9 protein-coding genes are annotated in these 12,718 nt (G+C 27.4%); all 9 read right to left on the bottom strand.

Annotated elements, in window-relative coordinates:
* On the bottom strand, positions 1-398 hold a 398-nt coding region (locus tag OWK30_RS11215), incomplete at its 3' end, for an SNF2-related protein (RefSeq protein ID WP_423326537.1).
* The gene (locus tag OWK30_RS11210) at positions 385-2,193 is read right to left on the bottom strand and encodes a phospholipase D-like domain-containing protein (RefSeq protein ID WP_423326535.1); all 1,809 of its coding nucleotides are present in this window, start codon (positions 2,191-2,193) and stop codon (positions 385-387) included. The genes OWK30_RS11215 and OWK30_RS11210, both read right to left, overlap by 14 nt.
* Positions 2,190-3,488 (bottom strand): hypothetical protein, encoded by a 1,299-nt coding sequence (locus OWK30_RS11205; protein ID WP_423326533.1) that lies wholly within the window; start codon positions 3,486-3,488, stop codon positions 2,190-2,192. The genes OWK30_RS11210 and OWK30_RS11205 overlap by 4 nt, the downstream gene beginning before the upstream one ends.
* 17 nt (positions 3,489-3,505) lie before the next feature.
* Positions 3,506-6,334 carry a PD-(D/E)XK nuclease family protein gene (locus tag OWK30_RS11200; protein WP_423326531.1) on the bottom strand — a complete coding sequence of 943 codons (2,829 nt, stop codon included), beginning with the start codon at positions 6,332-6,334 and terminating at the stop codon, positions 3,506-3,508.
* Positions 6,324-9,440 (bottom strand): UvrD-helicase domain-containing protein, encoded by a 3,117-nt coding sequence (locus tag OWK30_RS11195; protein WP_423326529.1) that lies wholly within the window; start codon positions 9,438-9,440, stop codon positions 6,324-6,326. The genes OWK30_RS11200 and OWK30_RS11195 overlap by 11 nt, the downstream gene beginning before the upstream one ends.
* Before the next feature lie 301 nt (positions 9,441-9,741).
* Positions 9,742-10,662: a helix-turn-helix transcriptional regulator gene (locus OWK30_RS11190; protein WP_423326527.1), complete on the bottom strand. Its 921-nt coding sequence runs from the start codon at positions 10,660-10,662 to the stop codon at positions 9,742-9,744.
* A 383-nt stretch (positions 10,663-11,045) separates the two neighbouring features.
* Positions 11,046-11,543: a hypothetical protein gene (locus OWK30_RS11185; RefSeq protein ID WP_423326525.1), complete on the bottom strand. Its 498-nt coding sequence runs from the start codon at positions 11,541-11,543 to the stop codon at positions 11,046-11,048.
* A gap of 448 nt (positions 11,544-11,991) precedes the next feature.
* The gene (locus OWK30_RS11180; RefSeq protein WP_423326523.1) at positions 11,992-12,336 is read right to left on the bottom strand and encodes a type II toxin-antitoxin system PemK/MazF family toxin; all 345 of its coding nucleotides are present in this window, start codon (positions 12,334-12,336) and stop codon (positions 11,992-11,994) included.
* The gene (locus OWK30_RS11175) at positions 12,330-12,575 is read right to left on the bottom strand and encodes an AbrB/MazE/SpoVT family DNA-binding domain-containing protein (RefSeq protein ID WP_423326521.1); all 246 of its coding nucleotides are present in this window, start codon (positions 12,573-12,575) and stop codon (positions 12,330-12,332) included. The genes OWK30_RS11180 and OWK30_RS11175 overlap by 7 nt, the downstream gene beginning before the upstream one ends.
* Between the last annotated feature and the right edge of the window lie 143 nt (positions 12,576-12,718).

The following is a 12,718-nucleotide window of genomic DNA, read 5'->3' as shown; positions in this document are numbered from 1 at the left end:
TGTATAGTCGGTATAGCAGAATGAGTAATGCTACTTTTTATTTGGTCATCTAATAACTTATAATGTATTGATATAAAATTGTAATACTCTCTTATCCAATTCATTGCAACTTGATATCGAGGAGCTATAATCAAACATCTTGCATCGGGTTTAATTTTTAAAAGTGTTATCAATACCCCTAATGCTTGATATGTTTTACCAGTACCAACTTCATCTGCTAATAATGCTATATTTTTTGTCTCAAGCAGATTCCAAAGGTAAGCAACTCCCTCATACTGTTTAGCAAACATCGACTTATCATTTTCATCATACGTATAATTTTTATCTGCAGCATTAAAAGCTATATATTCAGATACAATCTCAGGTGACAACAACTTTTTTGTCTCAAGCTCTGACATAATCAATCCACTTTTGATTAATTTTATTTATCTTTTCAAATTTATCATTTATGCTTTCATTTAATTTAACATAATCAAGTTCTCTTAAATCCAACTTTTTATCTTTAATAATATTATTAATTTTTCGAACTATTTTATTTGTTTCATTTTGCAAAAACCAACACATTACAAGCTTATTATCTATATTATTTTCAATCCAATTTTCTGCTAAAGTTACTAATTGCTCAACGCTATTTGCCCCAGAATATGCTATTTCCGATAACTTCTTTTCTAATTCTTCTTTCCGGTCTATTGTTTCAATTTCTTCTATTTTAATAATCATTGATTCCGTCAAATAAAATAATGAATAATAATTAATATAATCATTATCGGTTTTTAATTGATAATGATCACCAGATTCTTCATTGTGTTCCCCATAGAGATAGCGTTCACCTTGCCTTTTATTTGAATCTTTATCAAAAGAAAAGTTATTTAAAAGTTCATTTAAACTACTATATCCGTAAACAGGTCTATAATCAGTGTTTATTTCTTGAATATATCCGGTAAATACTTTCTTTTCATTTTCAAACACTTCGTAAATTTTTTTAATACCCAACTTTTTTATATTTATAAAAGGTACAATTTTGTCACGTTCGCCATTGATTTCTATCTCTGAATCAGGCAAATTTATCTTTAATGTTTTATTAGTATTGATTTTTATTTCGTATTGTCTTTTTAACCAATCAGCAATAACAGTACACTCAAACTTTATTTTATTCGGCTTTGGTAATTGCTCTTCTTTCAACTCATTTTCAGTCATAAAATGGTTATCTTCAATTTTCAGTTCTTTTAACCCATCTTTAAATCTTGCAAAATTTCCTTCAATAATAACTCCAGCCTCAAAGTTATCCCCACAAACCGCTGCTTTGGTGAAGTTCCATGAACCAATACACAACTTCGTTTCACTTAACCACAACTTCCCATGTACAAAGGTTTCAATATCATTTCTTTCGTCCTTCATAAAATGAAAATATTTACTTAACTCGTTATACTCCTCTTTTGATAAAATAATCTTAGCATTTTTAAAGCCTGGTATTAGAGTTATTTTTCCCGAAATATTGATTTCTTTTTTTAAATTAATCATATCTGCATCTATATAAGGAGACCACACATACAACTCTTTTTCTTCAACAAAATCCTTGAATAAAATATTATTCCCATCAAAATTATCAGAATTTTTAAAAATGTATCTAAATATCCAATTAGAATTGTCTTTTCTCAGGCTATTGTACCACCCTTTTGGTAAAAGCATTTGAGTATCAGGAAAAAATTCTGTAAAAAAATTATGTATTCTCTCTCCATTTTTCTTATCTATTTCATCCACGAAAACTGTCTCTTTATTTCTTCCCCAGGCTTGATGAGTCAGATTGGCAGAACCTGTTATTAAATATGCAGTTGTTTTTTTCTTTTCCTTATTGGTACCAAATAAAAAACACACTTTTGGATGAAAAAGACCTTCCATTTTTTCTAAATTTCTTAACCCAAAATAAACAGGAATATAATCACATGTTGTTTTTTTACTTTCAGTTACATTCAAACCAACCGGATCATAAAATACTTTTACATTTACTGTTTTTAATTGCTCATTGATTGCTTCATAATCTTCTAATCGTCTTAACTCACTTGGCTCTATATTAAAAAGACTGGCTAAAACATATTTTTCAAAAAAAGCTGGACTAAAAGAAAAAGTAGTAAACCATGCATGTGAAATTTCAATTTTTTCTATTATTTCAGATAACTTTTTTAATAGTTTCATTTACTTCCCATAGAATCCATTATACTTTTCAAACTTGAAATATAGTAGTCATTCTTCCATCTATCAAACCTTTTTTCTTTTTCTGATTTCTTCAACCAATCTTCTAACTTAGTTCTTGTACCAACAAGCTTTACTCTATTTATTTTGTTGTTTTCATCTACAAACACCCAGGCAGGCGATCCTCTTTCTTCCTGAACTTTGTTATGATATTCAATTAATTTTTTAATTTTGTCATTACTTCTAACAATCTCTTTTAATTTAAAAAATCTTTTTTTAGCAGTTTCTGATTTATCCAAAATACCTATATCTATTTCAATGTTGGGATTTGGTAGTTTTTCTTCTAATTTTTTATAATCTGATAGATCCTCATTATTAGTTTCAATTATTCCATCAAATGCATGTTGAATGGGAGCTAAAAAAGATTCCAAAGCAATAATATTTTTTATCTTTTCATCATTTGTTTTTGCTTCTGCTTCTTCAAATATATCTTTTACGTTTACATCCTTATCTTCATTATCTTTATACTCTTTTACAATATCATACAAAATTTTAGCAGTATCATCAGTTAGCCCAATCTTTTTCAATAAAAAATTTGATAGATTATCCGGAATAGTTGAAGCGTTTAAAAGTTTTACTTTTATAAGTTCACTACATATATCAGATATTTCTTTTCCCTGAATACAACTTGAAAATTCTTTTTCTTCAAGAAAAGTTACAATTTTTTCTATCAAACTATTATATTTTTCTTCTATTAATAAAGAAGCTTTTTCCCAATTTCCATTTACAATATTATCTTTTATAATATCATTATAATCTAATCCCATTTCTTTAAAAGGTGTCTTATATCTACCGCTAATACCAAGTTGAAGTTGTCTTGTAAGAATCTCATACTTCTCCGGTTTTCCTTCAAAACATATGATGTATTTTTTTTTATCTTTTAATGCCTTATATTTAGCTACTCCAGGAACTGGATTTACGTTTTTTTCGGAAGAACAATAAATAAATAAATTTTCCAAAAATATAATCAAATCATCTCGAAATTTGGTTTCATCATAATGTTGACACAAGTATTTTTCTTTTATTTTATCATTTCTTAGTAATATTCTAATTGTTGTCAGATTAAACAAGTTTATTAAGTAATATCTCATATTATTTGCCACAGTTGTTATCTTGTTCCCAAATATTTCCTGCGCAAACAAACGCCAAATAACCATAACGCCCAAAGGATCAAAAGAAAAATCTATTTTTATTGAATCATCCTTTTCAGTCCAAAAATCATTAAAATCTACTTCCACTTTTCCTCCTTTCCTCCTTAAAAATACCTGCAAAAATGATTATAATCACAATGCTCACAATGTTTATCAGGTAAAGCATAAATGTATCCAGAATTTTTCATATGATTTAAAATATATTCTATAAGCTTCTTATAATCTTCGATATGTTCATCAGATAACTTTTCAACTACCTCATGCTTCTTAGATGCTCCAATATGATGTATTTCAGCTAAAACTTCGGCATTGAATTTTTCTTTTGCCATTAGAATATAGCAATGCATTTGAACAGAATTTATACAACTTCTTACCTCACACAACACTTTATCATCATAATTATTTAAAATATCTGAGCTATTTTCTATTAAAATAGCTACCTTATTTTTGTATGGCATAAGTTTGCCTGTACCAGTTTTATAATCTATTACTCTTATCTTACCATTTTCAATTTCATCTATTCTATCAGCAAATCCATGTAGTTTTAATGAATCAAAATTAAGTTCTTTTTCTAATGCTAATAGCTTAAAATCACTTTGATTATAGAGAATATTTTCAAAGTAGGTTTCTATTCTATATTTTAATATGAGTCTTAACGCTTTTATTCTAAAATTATCTAATTTTTTTAAAAATCTTTTAATGCTTCCATCTTTATCAACATATTTATAGTCAGGTAAATTATCTATTTCTTGCTTTATAGATTTACAAATATATTCTAAATCTTCTTTTGTTACTCTTTTATCCAAATAATTTTTAAAATTTTCCTCAAAAAATTTATGAACTATTGTCCCAAGTTTATCTGCTTCAAAATCTTCATCTAACTTTATTCTACCTTTAACTCCCTTTATATATTTTAAATAATAGGCATAAGGACACTGCATATAATAATTTATTCTTGATGGTGAAATATTACCTTCTCTAAATAATTTTTTAAAATGCTCTTTAATTTCTCCATCTTTTGCAATTTTATTGTCAATATTTTCAAACTTGGATAATGCTAACTCATGGGTATATACTTGAAACTCTTTTTTAGCTTTTAATTCATTCAATAAAATTAACTGTTCTACGAATCTACTTTTTATATACTTATCTACACCCGTAGCACCTGATTTATACATCACATAAGCATTTTTAGCTGAATAAACCAACCTGAAAAAATTATATCTCATCAACATCTCTTTTTCTTTAAATGAAGTAAGCCCCAGCTCAACTTTTATTTCCTCAGGTAATAAAGGATCTATCTTATCTCCAGCAGGAAGAACCCCCTCATTTACATCTGCTATAATTATATTTTCAAAGGATAATAAACGAGCTTCAAGCATCCCCATTATCTGAATACCTTCAAGAGGGTGCCCTTCAAAAGGTATTGTCATATCATTAACTATTTCTTTGATTAAATGATAAGAAAAAAGCACATCAACTTTTCTTTCGGAATTCAATAAATTTAGATTTTCAACTACTTCATTATAAAAATACTGCAATATTTGTGTTGTAAACTTGTATTTGTCTTTTTGTAAGATTTTATTATCAAACTGATTAAATAAATTTAAAAAAGACTTTCGTAATGAGTAAATGTCTTTAATTTCTAAAAATTTCACTAATAATAATCTGAAAAAATCTTCACTTTCTTCAAACTTGTAGGTTGAAGATTGTTTTTCAAATAGCTGATCTTTTAACATGTTTGCACTACTTACAATCTCATTTTTAAATAAATTAAGTATATTTGAATTTAATAACCTAAGCAGCAGTTTTGAATCCACAATATAACTGCTTGTAGTTTTATATCTTCTATCCATATCAATGAGCACATGGAATAAAGAATCTAAAAACATCCCCACATCTGTATTTCCAAAAGGATATCCCATTGATATATTTATATGCAAATCATCATTTTTATCAAAATAAGCCAACAATGGAAAAAGTGTCCTTGCATCAGGCAAAACTACTGCTAATTTTTCAGGTGATTTTTTATCATCAGAAGCCCTATATTTATCTCTAACTATCTTAAATATTTCAGCTGCCTCAGAATGAGTATCAGGAAACTGATAAAAATAAAATTCAGTCTCTGCTGTATTTTTATCATCTTTAATTTCTTCAATATCGCTCTTAACATATTTGTTTAATTTCATTATGAGATTATCTACTATTTTAAACGTATCAAAACCAAGTGTTTCATCTTCCCTTTCTTGCAAATCTGTTTGAACAAAAAAGTAAATATCGGCAGTTTCAGAAATATTTTTCATCATTTTTAACTCTGAATTTGATAGATAAATCAGCCCACTGAAAATAAATAAAGTATCTCTGAATTCATCATGAAACTTATCTGTAGAAGTTAAATCTGAGGCCCTTTTAAAAATATTACCATTATATGTAAAATTCTTATAATCTTTTTCGTACTTTCTATATAAACTTTTTAAATTCTCTAATATCTCTTTTGCCTCATCCAATGCCTCCACATAGTAAAAATCTTTTAGTTTATCTCCTAATAGCTGTTTATCAATTTCATCAAACAACTTTGATAACCTCTTAGCCCACGGAAAAACTTTTACATCATTACCACCCAGCTTTTCATAAAGTTCAGGAATTTTCTGTATCAACTCTAAAAAATATATTTCTCTTTCCAGTTTACTATGTACGGTCGGTATTTCATCAGAATAATTTATTACAATATCTTTAACAAAATCTTCTATTGTATAAAAATCAACCCTAAGAGCAGTATCCAAATCTATCGTTTTTTCAATAAATCTAATTGGACGCCTATTTGCTGAAATGAAAATTATTTTTCTATAATCTTTCTTTAGTTTATTCAGTTGTAACGCAATATAATTGATAAAATTAAAACCTATATCAATTTTATATACTTTAACTGACACTCACAATCTCTCCCGTTTCTGTATAATAAATAACACCTTTAGCATTATTAAAAAACTTCATATAATCTCTTAGCTGTGAATCATGCTTATGTTCTTTTTCTCCTGTTTTAAAATCAATTATGTAATAATAATCACCTTTCTTTACTAACCTGTCGAGTCTGAAAATTCTCCCTTGTCTATCAACAAGTTCTTTTTCATTCCAATAATTATCTATTTCATAATAATAATTCCTTAAATCAATTAATGTTCTTTTCATCAAATCTATTACAATCTCATTCTTATATTTAAGAATTTTAGATGCTTTGTCATAAGCATTTTTTATTATACTATCTAAATCATCATTTTCTTCTATCTTTCCAATATATGACATAGCCATGTGATATAACTCACCCAATAATTTTTCAGTAGGAGTAAGATTTAAAAAGTAATTTTCTGGATAAACTTTTAAAAATTCCCTAAAAGTAGAATTTATTTTTAATTTATAGTTATAATGAGCTTCTTTCGACTTATCTTGTTGACTTTCACTTTTCAAATCTCCAACTATGTAAGGATATTCAAGGTTATCACTCTCTTTTATTTTATTTAAAATCATATGTAATAAATTTGCCGCAGTAATTGTTTTACCGTATTTACCTTCTTTTGTAAGCTTGTAAGCGCCTAGTATAAATAAATTTTCTTTCGCTCTTGTGTTGGCGACATACATAAGATTAAGAGACTCTATAAATTTTGTCTTTACGTGCTCAAAATATTTTTCCTTAGCATCCGGTAAAATATCTTTTAAATCACCACTGATTTTAACAAACACATATTCGTCATTTTGTGTCAAAGACGAAATGTTTACACTATCATAAATTGTTATATTTTTAGTATCGTATAGACTCCAGTCATAAAAGGGAATAATTACTGTATAACTTTCAAGTCCTTTTGCTTTATGGATTGTCATTATCTTTAAGGCATCCAAATCCTCGCTAATAGTAATTGTTATATCTTTATTATTATAAAAATACTCTAATATATCTTCCAAACTCTTTTGGGACTCGGTCAATTTCAAAACTTCTTCTAATAATCTATCAAAATACAATCTATTGTTGTCTACATCAAAAATATCCAAACTCATTAATTTACAAAAAACTTCATATGGTGATAATAAGTTTACATCTTCCTCTATTTCACTAACAATAGCTGGTTCTACACCTACTATCTTCAAAGCAGATTTGTAACTATCATCATTTGAATAAATAACGGCTGACAATAACAAAAGAATTTTTTTAATTTCAAAATTATTTAATAGTACAAGAGAATCTTCTGTAATAAACGGAATCTCTGGAAAATCCTTTCTTACCCACTCTACCACTTTATCAATATTCTTCTTACTTCTTAATAAAATCATTATATCAGATGGTTTAATTTTTTTGTCGTAAAGTAGCTTGCTTAGAATATTTTTAAATTCATGATGATAAAAATCTTCTTCAATAGATTCACTGCTGTCATCATTCATTTCTCTTAAATTAATTTCTACATACCCCTCTGAATCAATATAGTTGTTTTGCGATGATTTTTTGTAAATATCTTCGATGGCTTGTTTTAACTTATCAGCCAAAAGATTCTTATATTGGTTATCTAATACATCGTTAAAATCATTGTTAAAGATATTGTTAACATCAAAAATCTTATTATTAACTTCAACTACATTTTTAGAAGAACGGTAATTCGTGTTGATATAATCTTGTGCTATTCTCAAGTTGTTTTTCCCAAGTACTTCATCAAATATTGTATAATCTCCGCCTCTCCACGCATATATTGCCTGCTTTTTATCACCAACTATAAATAATGAACCACCTTCTGCAACGGCATTTTCAATTAGGTGGTATATAGCATCAAACTGTTCCTTCGATGTATCCTGAAACTCGTCAATCAAATAATGTGATATCCTTTCCCCTAACCTACAAAAAGCATAACTGACACCTGAATCCTTTAGTAAAATATCACTTACATCTTTAGCTATCCTACTCCCATCAACAATATTTAAAAATGACTTAATCTCTGTTTCTTTCTGCCTAAACTTTCTTAACTGAACAGCTACAGAGTTAGTTTCATACACATGTTTTAGTAAAAGATATTTTTCGACAGCTACAACACATTCTTTTAATTTAGAAATAAACTCGCTTTCTTTTGAACTATCTAAAAATTTATTTTTACCAAACAATTCTAATAAAGAATTAGCTTCGACAATTTCTTTAAAGCCACTATACCTATCAACCACTTTGTCGAAATTTAAATTCTTAAATTTCTTTATTTTTCGTCCGTCAAATGTGGCTTTGTTATCTTCGACGAAACTTTCAATAAAAGATATATTGTTTTCTACACAATTCTCTATTTCTGTTTTTATTTCTCTTAAATTCTTTGCAGTTACTTGGAATCTGTCACATAAATCATCAAAAATTAATAAATTATCAGGGATATCTACATCTCTAAACTTCTCAATTCCCTGCCTAATGATATATTCTGCGTTCATACCCTTATATTCCAAATATAAAAGACTATTAAGAAAATTGAGTAAATCGTTAAAATTACTTGGATCTGTAATAAGATCATCTATTGCAAGTTGAAAAATTTCATCCCTATCAAAAGTAATTTCGTAATCGGGATAAATCTTTAAATCGATTGCAAATGCTTTTAAAATTCTATTCATAAATGAATCAATTGTAGTGATATTAAAATCACTATGATTTTTTATTATATCTACTAACAATGCTAAAGCATCTCTTTCTTCAACATTAAAATTAGTCTTATCAAATTTACTATCTTTATAAATACCTGCTAATTTTTTTAAAAACAGTATTACTCTTTCTTTCATCTCAGCTGCTGCTTTATTAGTAAATGTGATCGCAACAATAGAGCCAATTGAAACAGGATATAAAAATTCATCATCTATTCCTGGATTAGATACTTCGCAGGTTTTCCTGCTAACATTTGATTTTTTAGATTGTAAGTATAATGTTAGTAAATGAATAAATCTTTTAGCAAGCTGATAAGTCTTGCCCGATCCTGCCGAAGCTTCAATACATAAGCTATTAATAAATTGATTTGATTCTTTATCACTCATGTTTAACCCTCTTTACATCCCACTTAACAAAAGTTACCCACCCTCATTGCCCCACCAAAAATAATTATAGCATAATTTCATCTATTAGTTTAAAATAACATATGCTGTTTTAATAAATTTCATTTTAAATTCTAATTGCAACTTGCTTCACTACCTCTACTAATTTTCTATTAAAAAAACAAACAACTCTTTAATAGCTAAAATTAAGGATAACCAAAGCGATGTACCCTTTAAATAAGGAAATCATGCTTCATGAATACCTCTAATGTCAGTTTTATAATTATTATAATCCCAATAAGCGTCAGTTTATGTCGTCTGATATTTTTCTAAGTGAATTTATTAAATATTTTCTCAGGACTTCTTTATATTTCTTTGGTGAAATAACTTCTATGTACGGTGCCCAGCGAATTATTTGATAAATAAAATCAGAATCATTAAAAACAGTAAATCTTACTACAAGTCCATCTTCTAAATCAGATTCTATAATCTGTCCTGTTAAACATTTTTTCCTTCTAAAATAATCAGCAACAATTTTATCAACTTTTATAACAACATCATCTTTTTCATCTTCCGAAAACCAAATATTATTTGCTGAGTTTAAAAGCTTATCAATATCCATTTTTGGTACGAAAAAACTATCCAATAAATTAAGCTTCTCAATCTGATCAACTAAAAACTTCTTTAAAACATCATCATGCTCACCCACTAAATACCAAAACCCTTCTGATAACAGGATTTTATATGGCTTTACCGTATATTCTTTTTTATATCGTTTATAATAAAACCGAACCACTTTCTTTTCTCTAATTGATTGTTCTAATTTAGTTATGGTAGGGGCAATAGTCTCAAATGGTATAGTATCCACATACAAAAAGTTTATAGGTGACGACAGAGTGTTTAAATGAAAAATCTTCTTTTTTAAATTTATCAAATATTCAGTGGTAGATTCGTTTGTATATTTTGTAATAAAATCAAACAATGCATTTAGATAAGATAATTCAGTCTGAGATAATAATGTACCTTCAAATTTATAATGGTCTAATAAACTATAAGTTTTAGTTTTTTCATCATAAATAACACCAGGTAAAATTTGTAGTTCTAATAAATATCGTTGAGCCGTTCTTATACTGACTTCTAATTCTTCTGCCACTATTTTTGAATTTATTTTTTTTCGTTCATTTAGTAATTTTATCAATCTTAATGCAGTAAATAGCTTATTCATTTCTTCCAACTTATATTCATATAACCAATCATTTATTTATTTTACACAATATTTCTTAGTCTAAGCAATCTTTTTGTGTGAAGTGAATGAGATTGCTTCGTCGCTACCGCTCATCGCTGGTAACATGATTGTGAGATTGCTTCGTCACTATCGTTCCTTCGCTGGTGACGTAAACATATTCGTCATTGCGAGCGCAAGCGAAGCAATCTATTTATTATCAATATGTTATAAGTATGTGATAATTCATCTTAATAATGTGTTCATACATTGTTTAACATCCTTAAACTCATTTAAACAGGTTTTGCAAAAAATGGGGTGACTCCAGTTTAGTATTTAAATACAACAAGTTATGCCTCATCAAAACCCACAAAATACTGAATAATTTATTCAACATCTATCACATTTATATCAGAAACACGAAATTCATTTTTTAAATAATCTAAATTCCTATATTTTACATTATTATAATCCAGACATTTTAAGAAAATGTTAAAATATGATTTACTTGTAAATTTTTTAACGATATCTAGAAAAAATACTGGATAATACTCGGCTCTGTAAAAAAATTCACATTCTTTTAAGTGCCCTTTTTCATTAGTATGAAAAATGAAAAGTCCGATATTAGAATTAAACAAGACCCAGTCATCGCTTTCAAATACTCCTTTTTTATCTGAAAGCGATTTTAAATAAAAAGAACCACAAATATTATCATAAAGATAAGTATTTTCATTAGATATGCAGTTACAAATTCCTATAATTGTATAATCATTCAATTCATCTATAATTTTGTCTTTATGAATCTCTGGATAAGCTTTTACTAACAAGAAAACTAAAAATTCATACATTTCCTTAAAATTAATAATTTTTATACCTTGCTTCATGATATCCTCCTTTCTATATATTAACATATAAATATGTTTTACGTCATATCTTGTCGCATATAAAATTAAAATTTTTAGAAGTATAACACACAATTTAAATAAACTCTCAGCCTAAAGATAATTTTATTGTATTAAAAATAAAAACTGTTTTAGTTAATCGGAAAAATTCGGATATTTTATCCCCTTAAATTTTCAAATAAAACTATTCTGTTTTTTTCACAAAAAATGACCCACCTTTTAATACCTTGATTAATATTTTCAGATGTAACTCCTAACCATGCTTTTATAAAAAAATTCTGTTAACATTCCGTATTCCGGAACAAGGAATATATTGAAAAAGCATCTTTGGATAGAAATGTAATTGTGTTAGTAGATATTTTACATACAAAAATTTACACTTATTACATCTGATATAAATGAACTATTAATTAGTTAGCATGACAGGTATCTATTCTTCCGTAAAAACTATTGATTCGATTATGTCTAAGATTTCTTCCATTTTGCTGTCGGATAGCTTTTGTACAAACTGTGCATTTCTTGCTTTGTAATCTATACTTCTCATTTGATCCACCATTGCAACTCCATTTATCTTGCCTTCCTCAATGATAATATGAGTTGGATAATTCTTAATTTTTGAAGTAATCGGTATCACGAAACTCATTCCTGTCTTTAGATTAAAATAAGAATGGCTGATCACAACAGCATATCTTTTTCCCTTTTGTTCATGCCCCAGAGTAGGATTAAAATCAAGGTGAACGATATCACCTTTTTCAGGAACATATCTTTTTACCATACTTCTTTTCCTAGTGGTTTTTGCCAGTCATATTCTTCAGTTTGGTAATCTCTATTTTTTTCAAAAAGGTCATAAATACTGATTTTAGGTCTTTTAATCGATTTCACCGGTTTGAGAATTAAATTGTTACCTTTTATTTCAATTTCAATTACATCTCCCACATCAAGCCCGATTTTTCTTAGATATCTTTTAGGTATTCTGATTCCTTGAGAATTTCCCCATTTTTGGATTATTGCCATATCATTACCTCTTTTTTACATATTGTATATACATAGTATATACTTAGATTTCGATTTTTGCAATAAATAATATTATGATAAAAGGACATTGCACAAGTTGGTTAGCACTTCAAAGTTCTCTTTGTTTGGTTAATTTTGTCATT

The sequence above is a fragment of the Deferribacter abyssi genome (assembly GCF_049472655.1).
Classification (GTDB): domain Bacteria; phylum Chrysiogenota; class Deferribacteres; order Deferribacterales; family Deferribacteraceae; genus Deferribacter; species Deferribacter abyssi.
The sequence above is the reverse complement of the archived record's forward strand: the minus strand, read 5'-3'. Positions and strand labels throughout refer to the sequence as shown.